Source organism: Rapidithrix thailandica, from assembly GCF_039710355.1.
Classification (GTDB): domain Bacteria; phylum Bacteroidota; class Bacteroidia; order Cytophagales; family Flammeovirgaceae; genus Rapidithrix; species Rapidithrix thailandica.
Genome location: NZ_JBDKWZ010000014.1, coordinates 138,888 through 159,264 on the forward strand (window position 1 = coordinate 138,888; position 20,377 = coordinate 159,264).

18 protein-coding genes are annotated in these 20,377 nt (G+C 43.5%); 7 read left to right on the forward strand and 11 right to left on the reverse strand.

All coding sequences use genetic code 11. The annotated features are described in order from the left end of the window. Positions 1 to 220: 220 nt before the first annotated feature. Positions 221 to 1,942 (reverse strand): HsdM family class I SAM-dependent methyltransferase, encoded by a 1,722-nt coding sequence (locus AAG747_RS21580; protein ID WP_346823310.1) that lies wholly within the window; start codon positions 1,940 to 1,942, stop codon positions 221 to 223. Positions 1,943 to 2,395: 453 nt separating this feature from the next. Between AAG747_RS21580 and AAG747_RS21585 the strand changes: the two genes are divergently transcribed. After that, positions 2,396 to 2,773 (forward strand): BlaI/MecI/CopY family transcriptional regulator, encoded by a 378-nt coding sequence (locus tag AAG747_RS21585; protein ID WP_346823311.1) that lies wholly within the window; start codon positions 2,396 to 2,398, stop codon positions 2,771 to 2,773. Next, complete coding sequence (locus AAG747_RS21590; RefSeq protein WP_346823312.1) at positions 2,766 to 4,538, forward strand: TonB family protein; 1,773 nt, start codon at positions 2,766 to 2,768, stop codon at positions 4,536 to 4,538. Before AAG747_RS21585 ends, AAG747_RS21590 begins: the two co-directional genes overlap by 8 nt. Positions 4,539 to 4,779: 241 nt before the next feature. Here the strand turns inward: AAG747_RS21590 and AAG747_RS21595 are convergent, their stop codons facing one another. The 3 genes from AAG747_RS21595 to AAG747_RS21605 all read right to left on the reverse strand — a co-directional run bounded on the left by AAG747_RS21595 (position 4,780) and on the right by AAG747_RS21605 (position 7,413). Continuing rightward, a complete protein-coding gene (locus tag AAG747_RS21595) occupies positions 4,780 to 5,628 on the reverse strand; it encodes a hypothetical protein (protein WP_346823313.1) in 849 nt (282 codons plus the stop codon). 143 nt (positions 5,629 to 5,771) lie between these two features. Continuing rightward, on the reverse strand, positions 5,772 to 6,437 hold the full coding sequence (locus AAG747_RS21600; protein ID WP_346823314.1) for a DM13 domain-containing protein: 666 nt from the start codon (positions 6,435 to 6,437) through the stop codon (positions 5,772 to 5,774). A 91-nt stretch (positions 6,438 to 6,528) separates the two neighbouring features. Then, a complete protein-coding gene (locus AAG747_RS21605; RefSeq protein WP_346823315.1) occupies positions 6,529 to 7,413 on the reverse strand; it encodes an anti-sigma factor domain-containing protein in 885 nt (294 codons plus the stop codon). Between the two features lie 299 nt (positions 7,414 to 7,712). Here AAG747_RS21605 and AAG747_RS21610 point away from each other — a divergent pair, with 299 nt between their 5' ends. After that, the gene (locus AAG747_RS21610; protein WP_346823316.1) at positions 7,713 to 8,420 is read left to right on the forward strand and encodes a response regulator transcription factor; all 708 of its coding nucleotides are present in this window, start codon (positions 7,713 to 7,715) and stop codon (positions 8,418 to 8,420) included. A 114-nt stretch (positions 8,421 to 8,534) separates the two neighbouring features. After that, positions 8,535 to 10,082: a sensor histidine kinase gene (locus tag AAG747_RS21615; protein WP_346823317.1), complete on the forward strand. Its 1,548-nt coding sequence runs from the start codon at positions 8,535 to 8,537 to the stop codon at positions 10,080 to 10,082. Here AAG747_RS21615 and AAG747_RS21620 read toward each other — a convergent pair. The 7 genes from AAG747_RS21620 to AAG747_RS21650 form a co-directional block, all read right to left on the reverse strand. Beyond that, positions 10,055 to 10,957, reverse strand: coding sequence for an STM4011 family radical SAM protein (locus tag AAG747_RS21620; RefSeq protein ID WP_346823318.1), 903 nt, complete (start codon positions 10,955 to 10,957; stop codon positions 10,055 to 10,057). The genes AAG747_RS21615 and AAG747_RS21620 overlap by 28 nt on opposite strands. After that, positions 10,954 to 12,282, reverse strand: coding sequence for an STM4012 family radical SAM protein (locus AAG747_RS21625; protein ID WP_346823319.1), 1,329 nt, complete (start codon positions 12,280 to 12,282; stop codon positions 10,954 to 10,956). The genes AAG747_RS21620 and AAG747_RS21625 overlap by 4 nt, the downstream gene beginning before the upstream one ends. A gap of 88 nt (positions 12,283 to 12,370) precedes the next feature. After that, on the reverse strand, positions 12,371 to 13,174 hold the full coding sequence (locus tag AAG747_RS21630) for an STM4013/SEN3800 family hydrolase (RefSeq protein WP_346823320.1): 804 nt from the start codon (positions 13,172 to 13,174) through the stop codon (positions 12,371 to 12,373). A 4-nt stretch (positions 13,175 to 13,178) separates the two neighbouring features. Further along, a complete protein-coding gene (locus AAG747_RS21635) occupies positions 13,179 to 13,838 on the reverse strand; it encodes an HAD family hydrolase (RefSeq protein ID WP_346823321.1) in 660 nt (219 codons plus the stop codon). Further along, positions 13,831 to 14,970, reverse strand: coding sequence for an STM4014 family protein (locus tag AAG747_RS21640; protein ID WP_346823322.1), 1,140 nt, complete (start codon positions 14,968 to 14,970; stop codon positions 13,831 to 13,833). Before AAG747_RS21640 ends, AAG747_RS21635 begins: the two co-directional genes overlap by 8 nt. Before the next feature lie 3 nt (positions 14,971 to 14,973). Next, positions 14,974 to 15,888, reverse strand: coding sequence for an STM4015 family protein (locus AAG747_RS21645; protein ID WP_346823323.1), 915 nt, complete (start codon positions 15,886 to 15,888; stop codon positions 14,974 to 14,976). A gap of 126 nt (positions 15,889 to 16,014) precedes the next feature. Beyond that, positions 16,015 to 16,926, reverse strand: coding sequence for an STM4015 family protein (locus tag AAG747_RS21650; protein ID WP_346823324.1), 912 nt, complete (start codon positions 16,924 to 16,926; stop codon positions 16,015 to 16,017). 837 nt (positions 16,927 to 17,763) lie between these two features. Here AAG747_RS21650 and AAG747_RS21655 point away from each other — a divergent pair. Genes AAG747_RS21655 through AAG747_RS21665 form a run of 3 tightly spaced genes read left to right on the forward strand, consistent with a single transcriptional unit; the run spans position 17,764 to position 20,375 of the window. Next, positions 17,764 to 18,996, forward strand: a complete 1,233-nt coding sequence (locus AAG747_RS21655; protein ID WP_346823325.1) for a hypothetical protein — start codon at positions 17,764 to 17,766, stop codon at positions 18,994 to 18,996. Between the two features lie 11 nt (positions 18,997 to 19,007). Next, the gene (locus AAG747_RS21660; protein ID WP_346823326.1) at positions 19,008 to 19,787 is read left to right on the forward strand and encodes a hypothetical protein; all 780 of its coding nucleotides are present in this window, start codon (positions 19,008 to 19,010) and stop codon (positions 19,785 to 19,787) included. Positions 19,788 to 19,790: 3 nt separating this feature from the next. Continuing rightward, positions 19,791 to 20,375 (forward strand): hypothetical protein, encoded by a 585-nt coding sequence (locus tag AAG747_RS21665; protein WP_346823327.1) that lies wholly within the window; start codon positions 19,791 to 19,793, stop codon positions 20,373 to 20,375. Positions 20,376 to 20,377: the final 2 nt, after the last annotated feature.

Here is a 20,377-nt window from a genome sequence, read left to right on the forward strand (position 1 = left end):
GAAAGTAGATCAACAATGGGATTCTTAAAAATGCTGCTTTGAAGCTCTTGAAATGGGAACTTGCAATCCAAAGGATGAAATTTAATCTAAGAAATTCAGCCAAAACCAAATGCGATTACGGAAGTTGAAGGCATAGGGTATCAAATCTGTTATTTTATTTGAACAAGGTCATTGTGATGAGTCAAAAAAAGCTAAAGATTATCAAGGCAAAAATCAGCCGCTAGTCCGGATGAAAGACAGGGGAAACGCCATAAGCCTTTGCCACGGCTCCTTCCAGTTCCGTTTCCAACTTTTCAATAGTTGACTGCCCGGAAGCTTGATGTAACTCGTCCGCAATGCGTATTATGTCTTGAGCTTCCTTGGAGCTGAAGGCCGGAAGGGGATATTGCTCTACGTACTGACTAAAGTACCTTCTTCTTCCGGAATACAACTTGTTGTTAAAAACAAGGTCATGGTAGCGAGTCATCAATTTAGAGTTGGCAATCCCCTGGATCAGCCGTAGCTTGTCAATATCGTCTTTGCTATTAGCGACCATCCAATAACAATTACCGTTGACAATTTTTCCGTCATGATCGAAATAGAATCTTGGACTTACGCTAATATCCGGAAACACCAATTTGGGTTTCTTCCACAAGCCGGGATTTTGCGGTACCCATATTTCGAACCATTCACGCTTTGCTTTGATCACATAGTTTCTGCCCTTCAATTGCGCTTCGTGAGATAAGAGGTATTTTTTGGCCTTCGGGTACTTTTCCAGATCTATGGTTGCCTTTTTACCGTCTTGATGGACATGGGTATAAAGTACCCGTAACCGGACTGTGTCTGTGAGTCCCCATCGCGCAATATTTTCTTGAGTAATCAAGTCCTTCAGTACTTCCTCTTCAGGCGTATCCTTACCCAATTCATCCCATTTATCGCGGATGAATACTTTATCAGCGGTGGTTTTAATGCCCACCCTGACCTTGAACAAATCTCCTACCTTTGAGGCGGCATTTTGTTCGATGTTACGCACCCAATCCGTTTCATTATCGGATAGCATTTGCCAAGGCTTTTCCGGTTGATTATCATATTTCAGTATGCCATTGGTTTTCTTATACTTTCTTTGTCCTACTTGAAAATATCCCGGACTTTTATGTTTCAGGATATCGTAAATACTCGTTGCGCTTTCCAGCTTTCCCTGATATCCGTTCAGTGCTTCGTAAATCTTTAAAAATGTTGTTTTACAGGAGTTTGTATCTAGCTTTTTTTTCTTTTTACCTATAAATATTGCGGGCAATACGGCTGCATCAAATAATTTGGTATCTCCCAGATCAATGAGTTCTATGATCTCAAAATGATCCACAAGAAATTTACGAATGCTTTCCCCTCCTTTGGTAGATAAGTATCTATTGGATGTAATGACTCCGAGAGTTCCACCTTCTTTAAGGCTTTTTGTCATTGCAATTAAGAACGGATAGTACAAATCCACCCGGCCTTTTAAATTAAATTTCTTTGCTAGCTTTTGGGCCTTTTCCGAACCCAAAAGTTGCGTTCTAACATAGGGGGGATTGGCTATGATTATATCTGCGGATGCGTTGATTATATTGCCCTTGCTCTCCGCTTCAAGTCCCAACGCCAGTTGCTCATGTGATAGATCAACAGCCTCTAGAAAATCAGCATGGTGAAAATGAACCTTTCCCATTTCGTTATCACTCAATCTGGAACGGGCTTCGTTGAGATAATCTTCATTGGAATCGTATCCGGTCAGAGAGTAGTGTTGGCCTGTTGGGTGTAAAGCTTTCTTCATGGCTAATAGTAATTCCCCGTCACCACAAGCAGGATCCAGTACCTTGATAAGTGCACTTGTATGTATATGTCTGGTTAATCTTTCTGCCAAAAAGGCGGCTAATTCCTTCGGAGTAAATGTTGCACCAGTATGTTTAATTTGTTCCTTCAGATTCATGCCGTCAAAGGTACTTAAAAAGGCAAAAGCATAGGTTACACTTTGCCAAAGAAAGTGTATAAATGAACCGGAATATAGAAAAATTAAGACATCGTTGATGGGTTTTCATCCATCGGAACATTCAGTTTATTGCGCGAATAAGGCAATGGATGTTTAGATAAAAAGGAAAGTTCGCTGCCGGAGAAAATATGGTAGCTGAGACGGTTGCTGCTTTTCTATTACCTCAGGTTTGTCCGATAGAATCACCTTTAAATTTTCTTCTTGAGTATCAATTAGGTTTTATAAATTAAATGAGTGTTTTTTTAATTTATTAATATTCAGGGTTTTATAGGAGTGATTGCTTCTGCTCTTTTTCGAGAGTGGAATAGAAAAATTACTATAAACTAAGTAATTAGTTTTATAATTAAATATTTAGTTATATATTTAAACTATTAATTATAAATGTAAATAAATATGAAAGAATTAACTAAGGCAGAAGAGGAAGTAATGCAGGCGATCTGGGAAATAGAAAGAGGATTTGCCAAGGAGATTTACGAAAAGGTTTCCGGGAGTCCGGCGTATTCCACAGTATTGACCATTTTAAGGATTCTGGTCAAAAAAGAATTTGTAGGTTATGAGACGTTTGGAAAAACTCACCGGTATTTTCCATTGATATCCAAAGATGCTTACAGGAAAGACTTTATGAGTTCTTTTTTAAGCCGCTACTTCAATGGTTCTTTTGAAAAGATGTTTTCTTTTTTCGCTCAGGAAGGGGATGTGAATTTGAAACAAGTAGAACAATTGCTTCACCACGCGAAACAGACCCGTAAAACAGACAAATCTCATGAGTAGTATTTTAGTGTATTCGCTGGAAGTAAATTGCTTTTTACTTCTTGCCGTTGTCGTATATGCCTTACTGCTTAGGCGGCAAACGTCTTTTCAATTTAGTCGTTGCTATTTGGTGCTTAGTATGCTTTTTTCGTTACTTGCTCCCAAACTGCTGTGGCCGTTTTCCTTGCTTTCCAAGGAATCATTGACGATCGCAGAATACATCCCGATTGCCATCGTTACACCCCGCCCGGTTGCTGGTGCAGCCGCTCCGGAAGAAGTAGCCTGGGAAACGGTATTCTTGTATGTTTACCTTATCGGAGTAATTGCTTTGAGTGCTATATTCCTGTACCGGATGGCCAGACTTTGGTTTTTTATCAGGAGTACTCCTGCCAACCGGGAAGGCGGTTTTTTCCTATTGGAAAGCAAGTCGTTTACCTCTTCTTTTTCCTTTTTTCACTATGTGTTTCTTAGTAAATCGCTTCGGAATGAGCAAGAGCGCAACCAGGTTTTATTGCATGAGTTAGCCCATATCCGGCAAGGACACAGTTGGGATATTTTATTGGTGGAATTGTTAAAAATCATCTGTTGGTGCAGTCCGGTAAGTTGGTGGCTCAACCAGGAGGTTCGCTTACTGCATGAATACCTGGCCGACCGGGAAGTGCTTCGGCAAGTCGAGTTGGACGACTATAAAGACTTATTGGCCCGGCAAGCCTTGTCAGTATTTCCCCTCACTCTTGAGAGTAATTTAAATCAGCATAACATCTTAAACCGTTTAGAAATGATGACCAAAAATAACCCTACTAGTCCTGTAAGCCGTATGATGGCAATTTTTTCTCTCTGTTTTATGCTTGGCTTTTTTGCCTGTCAGAATCAAGCATTGGATGATCTGGACAAAATGAACCTGACCATGGTGGAAGGAGAGTATCCTCCGGAAGTCCAAGCAAAATTGGAAGCTCTACAAGCTGAATTTCCAAATGATGAATTTGCCTATGTGGAAATAGACAATCCCAATCATATGAAAGCGCCAGGGGTTCATACCTTGATAGAAATAGGTGAATCGGCACCGGGGCAATTGCAACAACTGCATGAAACAGATCCCCAAACCGTAGTTCAGGTATTTATGCTCAAAGAGAAAGAAAAGATAGGAATCATCTTAAAAGAAACGGGTAATTTTGATAAACTCGCTGAGTATACGGCCAAAGAGGATGTGTTTTCGGTTGTAGAACAATCGGCAAAGCCTGTAGGGGGCTTTCGTGAGCTTTATACTTTTCTCAGTGAAAATATTCGCTATCCTCAACAAGCCCTTGCCAATAAGATTGAGGGAAAGGTATATATAGAGTTTGTTGTGAACAAAGACGGGACCCTGTCCGGTATAAAGTCGATTCGGGGTATTGGTGGAGGATGTGATGAAGAGGCCGTAAGAGTGATGAAGCTGGCAGCGGCATGGGAACCTGCAGTACAAAGGGGAGCAAAAGTGAAGCAAAAAATTGTGTTGCCGATCAATTTCTCGTTAGGCGCTCCGGTAACCGGGGAGCATGATGGTACAGCCTTTTTGAATAAATTAAAAGTAGACTATGATTTGGAAAAGAAAAGTGATACTTGGCTTATCAGTGGGGTAGTACACAGTGATGAAGGTGAGCCTTTAAATGGAGCTGTAGTGATTGTAAAAGGGACTACTCAAGGAACCGTTACCAATGCTGAAGGAAAGTTTGTGATAGAACTAGAAGAGAAACTACCTATTGTAGTTCAGTATGTTGGTTATCAACCGAGAGAAATACATCTATAGTAAACTGAGAAGTGAATTAACCTTTTTCATTTTCCTAAAAAAATGTTTCAAAAACGCCTCCTCTGTGTTACTTTTTTCAACAATAGCTTTGGCTATTCTCTTCAAAAAATGCCTTGATGAGCCGATTTTGATTCCATGTTCGGTCAAAAACTATACGTGTAAACCACTTCTGATAGAAAAACTCATGGATTCATATATGCTCCATGAGTTTTTTATGCTATCTGTAAAAGGAAATGAGGGGTTAAATTTTCAAATAAATCCCCATGGAAAAAGAAGGGTCTGCCAGAATTCTTTTGCCTTGTAAGGCAAAGCCGGCACCCACACTTACCCCCATCTGCTCACTCCACTCATAGGCAATTTCCGGGCTGAGGGATAGGTATTCCAGGTTGTTACTAAAAATGCCGTTATTGGCGATGATGGCTTCATTGCCATTCTCAAAAGACTCTATGCCATAAAGGCGGGCAATGAGCCAAAACCTTTTGACTTTCGCCCCGAATTCGGCACCGTAGCGGAATTCGTCTGAGAAGTTCTCGGTTCGGTTATTAAAACCCAAAAGTAAGCTGACATATTGATGGCCTTTGCCAAAAGAACGGCTCAATTCAAAGGTCAGCATTTGGTTAAACTCTCCGTCTCCGGATTGTAATAATTCCGTTCTTCCGCCCGAAGGCTCTCCCAAAGGCACACCGAGGGTAAGACTGAGTGCCCCTACATAAGGACCTGCTTTGAGAATGCCGTATTTCAACGTAATGTCCGCATCCCCTATGGAATTGAGTTCATCCCCTTTCTGTACCAATTGCCCGTCCGGTCTTTCCACTTTGTTCAGGGTAGAGCGAACAAAGAAAGGAAAATAGGCAATTGCCGTAAACTTATCGGTGATACCCCATTCCCCATACAGACTGGTGGCGTGATACCCCGTTGTGGTAATGTCCAGCACATGCCCGGCAGGGGAATAGTAATGCTTTGCGAGGATAGAGTATTGGCCCAGTTTCAAATAGAGTTTTCCTTTTTTTTGTGGCCAACCCCCACCTGCCCAAGAAATGGACGGAACAGAAATAAGTAGGCTAAGAAGGATATATAGATTTTTCATCATGATTTTTTGAAGAATTTACTGTTCAGTCAATGGGTAAGAGATTTACAAGGAACAGACGTTCTATCACAGTCACCATATTACTCATTCACAATTTCACCAAATTGGAACACCAAATTGTGATGATAACCCGCAACTTGAGTTACTTAATTGCTAAACATCCCGTTGCCAAAGACTACCCCGAAAGGTTTGCAATAGATAATTACATAGTCGTAGGTATTGATACTGACATTCGAAGGGAGAGTATACGCTTGGGTGCCCTCCACTTGTTTCAAAGCTCCTAAATCAAGACCTCCCGCTACGGATTGGGAAGAATGGGCCATATACACATGCAAGCCGGGACCATTGCTTGCTTTAAAATTACCCTCAAGTCTCAGGGTCAGGCTACCTCCGTTATCCGTCAAAGTAAAAGTCCCCTCTACCGAATAGTTATTGCTGCCTTGTAACGTACCTGTTCGTTGCGTAGGGCTCCCTATGGTTTCTTCCCCGGCCTCTACCATTACAGAGTCTTTCAAATTTGCCGCTTGGGCCGTGATGTATACCTTTCCGGCTTGCAAAGCTTTCGCCAGTCCTTGCGGATCAATTTGAATAATGGAAGAATTTCCGGATGTCCATTGAACCGTTGCCGCTTGTGTCTCTCCGTATTCGTCATAATACGTAGCGGCAAATTGATGACTTTCGCCTACTTTTAAACTAAGTACCGAAGAAGTGATTTTTAACCGGGGGGGTACCGGGGTAAGCTCCAATACATCCGTACCGATACAACCCATTGAAATCAGGAAAAGGCTCAGTATATAGAGTTGGGTTTTCATATAAGTTTCTTTACATGAAGAGATCTATAAATCATCGGATGATGATAATGAATAAGTAATTTTACCTTGTAATAACAACTGCCTCCGTTTTTCAATTCGAAGTAACGGACCCAGTAGGAAAAGAATTGAGGTTTTGCATCATCTCATAGGTTGTATGACTGTCAGCATCGGCAGGCACATTTCCAAGCAGAGGTTTCAGTAAGAAGGGAGCGGAGCTGTTGTCAGGAACTGGTTCGATACTAATCACAATGGTTGTTCCGGAAAGGTCGGTAGGGAATGTCAGGCCAGTAGGTGCGTTGACCAAAAAGTCTTCCCCGGGAAAAGGAGGACCGTCCTGATCGCCACTGAACGGAGCTGCGTCATCCGCCATATCCACCTGGGTAAAAGTACCGGTAGTGACAGGGGAACCTCCAATGACAGCCCACCCTTCATATGTCCATCCGGCCGGAAGCGTTGGCAAATTCAAAGTGGCCCCGGGACCTAAGGCAGGGTCTAAAAACCAAACCCCACTATTCTCATCGCTGTCAGGCCCATTGGTTGGTGTTGCCAGTATGTATTTTCCGGCTGCATCGCCAAAGTCGTCCCCCAAGGCGGCAGTATGTGCGACTGAAAGGTTAGCACTTCCGTTAGAAAAATCACCGGCTAAAATATGCGCCTCACTGGGAGCCGGATCGCTGTCCGGAGAAGGCTCAATTGTTAACACAAAAGCGGATGCATTGCTCAAATCGCTGACCGGGATTTTGAAACCGGATTTTGATAACATTCCGCTACCATCCACGGTAAATACCCCTGTGCTTTTGGGTGTTCCGTTTACAATCAGCCAGCCTTCATAGGCATATCCGCTTCCCAGATCCGTGAGTCCGTTGACGGACAGCTGCAAGTTCTTGTCCACCGGCCCGTTGTCATCATCGTCATCACAGGCAGTATAAAGTAGAGCTGTCGTAAGGAGCATTCCGAGTATCCATAATTTTTTCATAGGTTTGATTTGTTTTGGTTATAGTACAAAGGAAGGCAGAAGCTATAACCCCCAAGTCACATAAATATCACATTTTCATCACAAGGGGGTATATGTCTTCCAGGCGACAGATTGGCTTGAAGAACAGTGAAAAGAGAGAACGGTAATAGACATTTGCGTAGGTTTGTATAAGGGGGAAATCATGCATACCTCCCCAAGCCTTTTTGTTTGCTCAATGTAGAAACCTTCAAAAACGTGAACCATTTGTGATGGTTCTGTGACACTATCTCTTTTCTTTTATTCAAAAGGCTCATTACACCATGAAAAAAGTATTGATTATAGAAGATGACCGGGAAATTGTTGAATTATTACAAATCCACTTACACGATCTTTCTTACGAAGTGATTAAGGCGTATGATGGGGAAGAGGGCTTGGAGAAAGCCCTTACGGAAAAGGCCGATTTGGTGATTCTGGATTTAATGCTTCCTAAAATGGATGGAATTGAAGTCTGCCGGAGAATTCGTGCAAACCAACTCAAAACCCCAATCATGATGCTTACGGCCCGTTCGGAAGAAATCGACCGGGTGCTGGGACTGGAAATGGGAGCGGACGATTATATCACCAAACCTTTTAGCATCCGGGAATTTATCGCCCGGGTAAAGGCGATCTTCCGCAGAGCCCAAATGATAGAAGAAAGTTTGTCTGAAGAAGGCAAGGCGGTGATCCGTTCAGGAGAATTAAGTATTGAAGTGGAAAAAAGAAAGGTGCTTTTAAAAGGAGTGAAAGTAGAGCTTTCTCCGAAAGAATTTGAATTATTGGTTTTGTTGGCAATGCATCCGGGAAGAAGTTACAGCCGCGGTCAATTGTTGAACTTGATTTGGGGATACGATTTTGACGGCTACGAGCATACGGTCAATTCGCATATCAACCGCCTGCGGACGAAAATCGAACCGGATATGAACAACCCTCAATACATTTTGACTACCTGGGGTGTAGGGTATCGATTTAATGAAGAGATTCCGGGTTGATGCAAAATAAAGGATTGAGGGGATGAAGTTATAAATCCGATAGGATTGCTTACAGATAATTTGAAGGAACACTGCTGAAATGAAAATTCCTCGAAACATTACAATTTACCGGTCATGACAATTCACCATTCAGGTTCTGCTTTAGAAAACTCCCGGTTTGGAGGTTCTATCACCAACCGCTTACTGATCAAATTATCAGTGATTTTTTTAATGCTGATTGTATTGGTTGGCATCGCATACATGCTTATTACAGTCTATTTTTCCAATAAATATTACAATGAAACCACTCAACAGTTAAATGCAGAAGTAGCCAGTCATCTGATCAATGAGAAGTTTCAAAATGCCTCGCCTTTTCTGGAAGACGGTTCGGTAAACAAACCGTTATTTGGAGACATTATGCACGATATGATGGCGGTCAACCGGGGCATTGAAGTATATTTGCTGGACAAAGAAGGGGTAGTGTTGTATTCGGTTGTCTTGAGCCACGATGGTCCGGACGATCCGCTTGCCAAAGTGGATTTGGCACCGGTCCGCTCTTTTATTCAAAATGACGGAAAGAGCTATGTGTTAGGAGACAATCCTCGTAAGCCGGAAGAGAAAACGATCTTTTCCGCAGCTCATTTTACGGATCAGGGGCAGGAAGGCTATATCTATATTGTGTTGGCGAGTAAGGAGTTTGAAAACGTAACAAAAAGCCTTTTGGCCAGTTATTACATTCGCTTAGGTTTGGGGGCTTCGCTATTGACGGTACTTTTTGCAGGAGGCATCGGACTGTTGGCCATCTGGTACCTGACCAAAAACCTCCGGGAAATTATCTTTGCGGTGCAACGCTTTAAAGAAGGCGATTTGACTTCCCGTATTCCGAATGCGGCCCAAACAGATTTGTCTGTACTGGCAACGACCTACAATGAAATGGCCGATACCATTGTCCGGAATATCGAACAACTCCAATCCGTGGATAAGCTTCGCAAAGAGCTCATCGCCAATGTGTCTCATGACTTACGTACTCCGTTGGCCATTATGCAAGGGTATATCGAAACCTTGCAAATCAAAGGCGAACAACTTCATAAACAGGAGAAAGAAAAATACTTGCAGATTATCCGGGGAAGTGCGGAAAAACTGGCCCGTTTGGTCAGTCAATTGTTTGAATATTCCAAACTGGAAGCCAAACAAATCGAACCGCAAAAAGAACCCTTTCAAATCACAGAACTGGCACTGGACAATTATTACAAATACCAGGTCTTGGCCAAAAACAAGGGGGTTCGGCTGGAGCTGGATGTAAAAGACAAAACTCCTTTGGTCTTTGCCGATATCGGATTGGTGGACCGGGTGATTCAGAACTTGATGGACAATGCGCTGAAATTTACTCCCGAAGGAGGGACGGTAACCCTTCAAATCAAACCGACAAAATCTACGATTGAAATCATTGTCAAAGATACCGGACCGGGCATTCCGGAAGTAGAACAGTCCTATATTTTTGAACGTTACCGAAAATCCAGCCCCACTAAAGAGATCAATAGCGGGGCCGGGTTGGGTTTGGCCATTGTCAAAAAGATATTGGAAATTCACGATTCGACCATCAAAGTGATCAGTGCACCCGAACAAGGGACGGCTTTTACCTTTTGGCTTCCGGTTTATGAAGAAGATGTTTCCTTGACATGATGGGTTTCAGCCGTTTGATGCCTCCAATTGTCGGGGATTCTTTCCAGCACACCTTCTCCATATAGCTCATACAGTTTGAGCTTATCCATATGTACATAGCCGATATGGCAGCCACAAGTGGCATTGACACACTTTCGCGGATAGAGTACGGATTCAAAAGCGGGCTCGTAAATATTGCCGATGACTTCTTTGACAAAATGACAACGGGTGACATTGCCCTCGCCATCCACGGAAAACACAGAATCCCCTGCCTGGCAAGCTTCTCCTTTGCTGGGGTGATAAACCGTATTGTTTATAAAATACGGATCTGTTTTTCCGATGCGTTCCAAGTCCGTAGCGGAGTAATAATCGGCTATTTTCTTGTTGGCATTGACCCATAAATATACATTGGGATGGAGTAAAGCTCTCAACTTTTCCATCTGTTCGAAATCCTCTTTGAAACCCACAAAGCCCACACTGTACCGGATACCTAGTGCGTCCAGCTCATGGCATTTGGCAGCAAACTTTTCCAGGCTGATCTGGGTGGGATGATACGTTGCCCACAAAGCAAATTTGGACTTATTTACCTTTTCCATCCAGGCAGTAGAGCAGCTCAGGTTGGTTTGGATGGCTATTTTGCGCACATTTTCCAAGTGGGTAAGTTCCGTCAGTATCTCTTGATAATACTTACGGACCAGGCCTTCTCCCCAAGGGGTAAACAAGACCCCAATGGATTCTTTGCGGTTTGCGACCCATCCGGCAAATTTTTGTAGTTCCCTTTTATCTTGTGCTAGTTCTTCCCGGGTGTTTTTGGTTTTTCCGAAAGGACAATACGTACAGGCATAGTTACAACTGCTCAAGGAACCCCGGTACAAAATGGACCATTGCTTTCTCATAACACCGTAAATTTTTCAGATTTTTCCACCATTGCATCAGAGTATAACCAAGGGCCGATTACATCTTCCAACTCGTGCCCGGCAAGGTTCAGGAAAATTCCTTCGGAAGTATCTTCGCACAAATTAAGTTCGAATAGCTCTTCCAACACAGGAAAATCATTCATGACATCCGTACCAAAGAATTGTCGGTAGTTTTCCGTGTATAATCCGGCTCCTTCACAAAGCGATTTGATCACATATCTTCTTTTTTGTTCTTCTTCTGTCAGGCGGACTCCGTAATAGACTTTACCAAATTCCTCCGGGCTCATTTGATTGTATTGCTGGATAATCGGCTTGATTTCTTTACTACTCACCGCGTATTCCGAACTGTAGTGTAAGGAACGGGTATACGATCTGGCTCCGATTCCCAAACCGACCATGCCATCTTCCTGCGGACTATAGGCAGGTTCGGTAAATTTAGGACTGCCTGTTTTGCGGAATTGTCGCATACTCACCTGTTCGTATCCATGGGTAAGAAGGTAATCCCTGCCGGCACGGTACAGTTTGATGCGGAAATCATCCCACGCTTGACTGTTTTTCTTCCAAAGCCCGGTAAGCGGACGAATGTACAAGGGGTACAAAAAGACTTCTTCCGGGGCATAATCCACCAGTTTTTCTATGGAGTACATCCAGCTTTCGGGAGTTTGGTTACCTGCCCCGTAGATCAGATCGAGATTGGTGATTGGGAAATTAAATTTTTTGAGCCGCCGGAGTGCTTCTTCCAAATCTTTAGGGTTTTGCGGCCTTCCTAAAGTTTTGGTTTCCTCTTCGATAAAACTCTGAATTCCCATACTGATTCTGCTGATTCCGGTCTCCTTCAAAAAGGCCAATTTATCTTCATCGATGGTTTTGGGAGAGGCTTCGATAAAAGTAGGAAGCTCAGCCGGAATGATCCCAAACTGATCTTTCATTATTTGAAAAAGGGATTCCAACTCTGGCAAACTCAAAAAAGTGGGCGTCCCTCCGCCGATGGCCACTCTTGAAAACTTAGCATCTCCTAAGGAAGTGGACACCGTTTCGGCTTGTTGGGCAAATTGCTTTAAGAAAGGATTGTACAAACCCTCTTTGGGATTGGCTACGGTAAACAAATTGCAAAATCCGCAGCGCATTTCGCAAAAGGGAACATGCACATACATGAACAATTGGTTTTTAGCTTCTTCTTTCCAAATTTCTTCCAGGGAATAAGGCTTTTCAAAAGGCCGGTAAGCCGTTTTATGTGGGTAAGAATACGCATATCCCTGAAAATAATTTCCCTGATTGATCCGCTCTTTTAAGCTGAGTTGCATATATTTTTAGATAATTCGAATTAAAAATTTATTTGAATGAAGGAGGAGGAATTGGTCAGTGATGTGCCTTGCTCCTTAAACCGTTTTCTTATTGATTGATTACTGTTTCCAGATAAGGAACCTCCCAAACTTTAGGATGCGCCAAGCGGTGACCCTGATAGCCGTTTTCCCCATAAGTGGTACCGTGATCCGCACATAAAATACACAAGGTTTTTCCCTTGGTCTTCAGATAATCCGTCAGAATGGGTAATTGGCTGTCTACATATTTTAAGGCGGCTGCATGGGAAGCCAGGTTATCTTCTTTTTTCTCCGGGTCGAGGTAAAAGTAATTCGGCTGATGAATGGCCGAAACATTGATGAAAAGGAAAAAACGCTGTTGATCCGGCAAAGCCTCCAGGCAATGAACGGCCCGTTGGAATTGGTGTTTGGTAGATTCGGGATCCGTAACGCCGAAAGTCTCTTCCCAATGGCTTTCGTGAAACATGTCCGGAAAGACCCGGCTCAAAGGAGTTCTTTTGTTAAAAAAACCTACCCCGCCAATGCAAATGGTATGGTATCCCTTTTGGCGCAAACCGCTGACAATATCCGGGGTATCAAAGGTATACGTAGTTTGTTGGGTGGTTTCACTGCCTTCAAACCGGGCGGCAAAAAGTCTGGGATGTTTACCCGCTTTCGCCGGAGTAGGGAAAAAACCCGCAAAAAATGCCTGATGGGCTGCATAGGTAAAGCTACCCGGAGTGTGCCGGAGCTCCCATCCCGATGCAGGCAGATAGTGTTGTAAGTTGGGAAGCGCCCCTTGGTGAAACAGTTCTTGGGCGACATCGTACCGCAAAGTATCCAAGGTGATAAAAACGATATGACTTTCGCCTACAAGCTCATTTGCATTAATCATTGTACTACTTTTTTTTCAAAATTTCTGCTAACCTCCCTACATGGGGAAGACAGTAATCTGTATGTTGTATTCCGCTTTCCGGTTTTGAAGTGATCCAACAAGTTTTCATCCCCAGCTTCCGGGCAGGGAGAATATCATTTATAAAATGATCCCCAACCATTAAGGTTTCAACGGGGTTTGTCTTTGTTTTTGCCAACACCCGCTCAAAAGCTTCTGTTGAAGGTTTGGCAAATCCCATTTCCCCGGAAATAAAAATTTTATCTTTTTCAAAAAAATTATCCAAGCCTGCCGAATGGATTTTTGCTCGCTGATTTTGACTGCCCCCGTTGGTCAACAGGCAAAGCTTATAATTTTCATTCAGAACCCGCAAACATTCTTTTACAGAGGAAACACATTCTACAAAGTTTCCCAAGTGCTGTTGCATATATTGCCAAAATGCTTCCGGGGAAAGGTCTTTGAGTTTATAATAGTTTAAAAACCATTTTGTGAAAATAAGTCGTTGGGCATAGCCTTGTTGATCTTGTTTTTCAATGTTTTTCCAATCTTTTTTTGAGATGTTTTTTTGGTGCCGGGCTAAAAAATCCTCCAAAAACAAACGGAAGGCCTGGTTCCTGTCGATCAAGGTATTGTCCAAGTCAAAGACAATGGCTTTGAGTTCAGGCATTTTGTTGCAAATAATAGGTGACCATGGCTTCGTACGTAGTTTCTCCCCGGTGCAATACATGAGGCAACAAGTCGCCAAAGGCATTGGCTTCGATGACGAAGGGATTCTTTTGCTTAGGGTTCAAGGCGATGTCCAAACCCAATACATTGCTTTGTGGGAAGACCCGGGCTGCTTTTTCGGCGATTTGTAAAATACTGTGCCATTGATCTTCCGGAAGCCGGTTTTGCAATTGCTCCAAATCCCCCCGTTGATTTCCCAAATGCAAGTTCGTCATCGGATGATGACTTTGCCGCATGACCATTTGCCGGGCCTTGCCTCCAATGCTCACACAACGCAAATCAAAAAGTCCGTTTTCCGTTTGTGTTTTAGGAAGCCATTGTTCCATATAGAGATGTTCTTTGGCCAAGGTATTAATGATAGTTGCAATATCTTCCTTCTTGTTATATTTTCTGATTTTCAGATTGTTAAATAGCTTTATTTCGAACCCTTCTTTTACCATTTCCACCGATGTAGTCATCAATTCTTTTCCCTGGGAATTTTGCCTATAGGCCATTACCCCGGAAGCAGAAGAACCATGAGCCGGCTTGATAAATACTTGTTTGTGTCCTGTGGTTTGAAGAATTTCCTGAAGGTGATCGTACGACCGCACTACTCCGAGAAACGGAGGCGCGGAAATTCCTTGTTTGAGAAATTCTTGGCTACAGGCCACTTTGTCAAACAGCATTTTAATCTCCCCCGGTGCATTGACTACTTGTACCTCCGGGTGCTTTGTCAGAAGGTTATCAATTTCATCCAGCAATTTGGAAAACCCGGCATACCATTGTGCCCCGTATTGAATCCTCCCGAACTCCAAAGGGGTGGAAAGGATTTTATGGGCGGGGATTTTATTAAAATAATCGGGTACGGAATCTTCTCCCAAAGCAACCAACTTTTGGAAGGCTTCGGGGTTTTCCCCGGGAGATTCCACTTTCAGGCAACAACCGGGCGAAAGCACTTCGGCCAGAACTTCCCGGTTTTCCAATAGCGATTGGTAAGAGACCACCTTTAATTCAGGCAGCCCCTTTTTGGCAATGGCTTCTTTAAGAAATTGAACCCTTCTGTTTTCCGGGTTGCCAACAACTACAAATTGCATCCTTTATTCGCCTACTTCCACATAACGATCACTCTCATCCCAGACTCCTTCCGAGTCTGATACATCCACTTGACAGGGTAATTTGCTCAGCTTTGCAGATACTTCATCAGAGATATAATGGTGTCTGAGGATTAAACTTTTCAACGGAGCGATTTTCGGGTTGGCTAACAGGGCTTTGGCTCCTCTGTCGCCTAGGGTTCCCATCGAAAGATCAAGTACTTCCAAACCATCCAAAATACTCGCATTGGCCAAGGCCTCGGCAATATCATCAGAAATTTCGCTGTTTTTCAAACCCAGGTAGGTGAGGTTAGGGAAGTGGTCTCCAGACAAGAAAGGTTGTAGGTCTTCCAGGGTTCCGGTCCATCCGTAATTTTTATTACCCAACCATAATTCCAAGTGTTTCAAGTTCGGGAGAGTTGCATTGGCAATTTCTATCAGGGTTTGGCGATCCATTCCCCCGGTTTCTACAATCAAGGTTTCGAGTGAGGTATGGTGCAGTGAACCGAATGAGAGTCCTTTTCCACCCCGAACCTGAAAGTGTTTTAATTGTGGGAATGCAGCCAGTAAAGGAAAAACATCGCATTGATTGATCCAGGACAACTCGCACTCTTCGTAGGTAATGTCCCCAAAGAAAAGGTATTCCAGTTTTGGCAATTTGTCTTTATTTCGGATCAGAAAATTTACAATTTCTAATGATCCGATCTTCCCATAGACTTCATTCCAGTTTCCGATGATTAATTCTTTTGCTTCTGCTGCTTTAGGATCATCACAAAATTTTTGAAGTAAAGCTTCGAAATCCTGTTCTTCTTCAAGATAATCAACCGTTACCCGGTAGACAACGTCTAAGGAAGAAATTTCCTCTTCAAAGTCAACAACTTGCTTGTTGTTGAAAGCAGACAGATTTTCGTTATTACTCATGTTAAAAAGTTATTCGTTTGGAATCGGTTAAAATTATAGTCATAGCGTTAGAACATGTCTAAAATTCGATGTGGGAGCCCTTTTACAACCCAAAAGTAAAATTCAGACATGTTCTCTAATCACTTTCTATTCACCTACCTCTACATAGCGGCCGTATTCATCTTCTTCCTCTTGGTCTGACAAGTCTACCTGGCAAGGTAATTCGCTCAGCTTTGCAGATACTTCGTCAGAGATATAATGATGGCTGAGGTTTAAACTTTTCAGTTGGGCAATTTTCGGGTTGGCTAACAGCGCTTGGGCACCTTCATCTCCGAGTGTTCCCATTGAAAGATCAAGCACTTCCAAACCATCCAGGATGCTTGCATCGTTCAAGGCCTTGGCAATCTCATCAGAAATTTCGCTGTTTTTCAAACCCAGATAAGTGAGGTTAGGGAAGTGGTCTCTGGACAAAAAAGGCTGTAGGTCTTCCAGGGTTCCGGACCATCCGTAATTTTCATTACCCAACCATAATTCCAAATGCTTCAATTTTGGGAGCTTCGCATTGGTGATTTCATTCAGGATTTGGCGATTCATTCCACCGGTTTCTACAATCAGGGTTTCGAGTGCCTCATGGTGCAGTGAGCCCAGCGAGAGGTCGTTTCCACCCCGAACCTGAAAGTGTTTTAATTGTGGAAATGCGGCCAATAAAGGAGAAACATCGCATTGATTGATCCAGGACATCTCACACTCTTCGTAGGTAATATCCCCTAAGAAAAGATATTCCAGTTTTGGCAATTTGTCTTTATTTCGGGTCAAAAAATTTACAATTTCTAATGATTCGGTCCCCTCATCAATCTCATTCCAAGCTCCGATGATTAATTCTTTTGCTTCTGCTGCTTTAGGATCATTACAAAATTTTTGAAGTAAAGCTTCGAAATCCTGTTCTTCATCATCATAATCAACCCTTATCCGGTAGACAAAGTCTAAAGAAGAAATTTCCTCTTCAAAGTCAACAATTCGCTTGTTGTTGAACGCAGACAGATTTTCGTTAATAGTCATGTTAAAAAGTTATTCGTTTGGAATTGGTTAAAATCGTTGGCGCAAGTTTAGCCCCTTACACCGTAAAAGATTTACGGTGTGTAATATATTTTAAGAGTCTGTGCAAAAATTGTTTGGAAGGGTAAGTATTCAAGGTGCTTTTTTAAAAAAGATCCTTTTAAGTGGAAGAGTAGTCTTTTTTTTGAATCTAGAGGTAGAAAGGAAAGGCAGTTTAGCTCCCTCTGCTGTTTTGTAATTCCGCCAGAGGTGTTATCTCATAAAGTGCTAATAAATGGGTGTTAAAGTTGTAGAACTTGAACGGGAAAAAATATCGCTGACTACGTAGATTGTGTTGGGTATAAAGTCTTCCAAAATTATGGTTGTTTACCAACACAAACATTCCGGAACCTTATTCATCAAGAAAAAATCACGTTTTTTAAGTAGTAAATATCTCTTAACAATGTGTTAATCGTGTAAGAAATTTTAAAAAAAATCATTTTTTTTAAAATGCTATACTTTGTTATGGGTGCAATAGTGTTTATGAATTCGGTTTTGAACGATAAAGTGTAAGTGATTTTTAGTATCAATATGACTTGATAGAGTTGAGAATATTTTAGTGTTTTGCGGCATTGTATTTCTGATTATTTACACTAACGTTCCCTGATGATGATTAACACCTACTCTAATTTAAGAGGATTTATTCCTCCTATGGCTTTCCATGTAAAGTCAATTTTTTTCAATGATAACGCACAGTCCTGTTAAGATTTAAAAAGACACACCTTCATGAGGCAGGGCTGTTTCACATTGTTCCTATTTTTGGGTGTACTACTCCGTGTTCAGGCACAGGAGGGATTTGTTATGCCTACAATAAAGCAAGATAGCTTAAAGCTAAATACAAAGCTTTTCGGAGATCCGGTCGGAGATCCGGCTTCTTGGGCTCCCCGTCTGGATGAAAAGAAGCATTCGTTTTCTAAAAGTTATTTGCCGGATACTTCGGCTTGGAAAGCGCCCAAGTCCAAGTTGTGGAGTGATGAAAGCCTGGAGTGGGGCATTGGCCGTTACGAGTATTTGCAAGGAAAAGAAGGGTCTTTGGGGAAAGCCCGTTTTCCGGAGAATTTATCACTTTCGAGTTGGAAACCGGAGAGCTTGTCCGGGTTGGGGCAAAAGGGAGTGCCGGGATTTGACATAGGGAAACTTGCTAAAAAACAAGCAGTACCAACGGTACCTGGAATGGGCATCGATTCCCTGAAAGAGCATTGGGAAAACAAGTTGCCCGGCAAAGAAACCATCAAACCTCAGGGGCTTTCCCAACAATTGGAAACGGCCACCGACAGCCTTGAAGTAGTGGCCCAGGCCAAGGGGCAAAGGGAAAAAATAAACAACTGGGTAGAAGAGGGAAAGAAAACAACGTCTTTATTAGAGGAAAAAGATATACGAGAAGAAGCTTTGGGGAAGGTCAAAGAAATGGATAAACTCAAACAAGCAAAAGACAAACTTCCCGCTTTGCCGACTCCGGGCCGGATAGATCCTACCCAGGTCCAGCAGTATGTACCGGAAACAGAGGTGCCGATGAAGGTAAAAGAGGTGAAGAAAAAAGGAGAAACGGGGTACAAGGAGTTTGTCTTGAAAAAGAAACAGTTGCTCAGCCTGCCTGACAAGACTTTTTTCGATTTGATAGGAGGAATTTCTACCGGAGAGAAGTTGTCCTTTCACCTGTCACCGCATTTTGGCTGGAAGGCTGGTAAACGCTTTTCTTTGGGCGGTGGCTTTACCTTGCAATATACGGGAGATAAGTCAGCTCCGGTGTCTTTGGTTTTTGGTTTGAAGACTTTGGCTAAATACGCCTTGAAACCGGATCGCTTTTACCTGCGGGCCGAGACGGTATCCCTGTTACCGGAAGTTTCCTATTGGGGAGAGGCGGAGGAATCGGTCAAGCAGGCAGGTCATACGGCCCTGTTGGGTGCTACCTACGAAGTGGCCTTGAGCAAACTGTTGTCGGTGACCATGAGCTTGTTGTACAATGTAAATGAAGATTTGCCTGCCCCGGCCTTACAATCGCCTTTGATAGGTCGCCTGGGCTTGAAGATATAAATGGTACAAGAATGATGAATGTAAAGATTTTTTTAATACCCGTTTTACTGTGGGTGCTGAGCGGTGTCCCTTCTTGGGGCCAGTCGCCCGATTCGCTACAGTACTACCTGCCCATTCAACGGGCGGATAGTTACAAAGTGTACGAAGCGAAAGACAGCACCTTGTACTTTTCCTTTACGGAACACACAGTCAAACAGGGAGAGTTGGATTGCCGGCTTCAAGACAAGTTTCAACGGGAGCTGGCATCGGTAACCTTAGCCAAGGAGTACGGACAGAACAACTATGCCTTGCGTCTGTTTGCTTCGGGGTATACCGGTTGGCAAGAGGGGGAACGGTACCGGCTGGTGGTGAGCGATGAACAGGGTCGCGAACACGCTTTGTATTTCAAATGTGTGAAAGGGGCGGTTGAAAAACCCTCTCCGAACATTCGTATGAACGCGGTGTCAGTGGACTGTGACCGGGCAGAAGGAAACCTGGTGGAGTTTTTAGGCACGGTGGAGCAAGGACAGGCGCCCTACCGGGTTGAGTGGTTGGTGTCCACCGACCGGGAAGGAGAAGCCTTACTTTACGAACCCTTGGAGGCGACCGTACAGCGAGGGGGAGAAGTACCCCGGATCCAATTGGACAAAGCCGGAGGGTATTATGTGACCTTAAAAGTATGGGATTTGTGCGGGCAATACGGTGAGCAAGTGGCCAAGGTGGATTGCAAGGCGAATGACAGCGATACCTCGGTGGAGCTGGAGTGGTTCGAACAACCTAAAAAAGTACAACCGGGAACCCCAATCAAATAAAGGATGAAACAAGGAGTACGATGGAGCATCGCCATAGGCCTGGCATTCGTGTTGGCCTTGGTGGGATATTGGTCTTTTTTTGGCCCCTTGAGCAAGGAGGCCTATTTGGCCGAGGTGCGTGACCGGGAAGGTGCGTTTTGCCAGAGGCAAGAAGTGGATGATTTCCGGGTGGAGTTGTGGTACACTCCGGCAGCCTATATGGCCCTGCAACAGTACGAAGATAGCCTGGTCAGCCGGATTGAGGCGATGTCCGGGATGCAGTATTATACCTTAAAGTTGGGCATTCCGGGAGAGGACCTGGTGAAGTCCCTGACTTCGGGCCCGGAAGAGGTGCAGCGGTTGTTGTACTATTTTTCCTATGGGCTACAGTCGGATATTTATATAGAACAGTCGGGACAAAAGTTGCCCTGTGTGCTGTACCATTTCGAGCGCTCCTACGATTTGGGAGGCAGCCGGACTTTTACCCTAGGATTTGAAGACCCTGCAAAAGGGCAGGGGACAAGCACCTTGGTGTTGGAATCGGCCTTGTGGGAGCAGCCCTTGCGCTTTGTGATAGAGAAAGACGGTCTGCCACAATTGTGGTTGTAGGA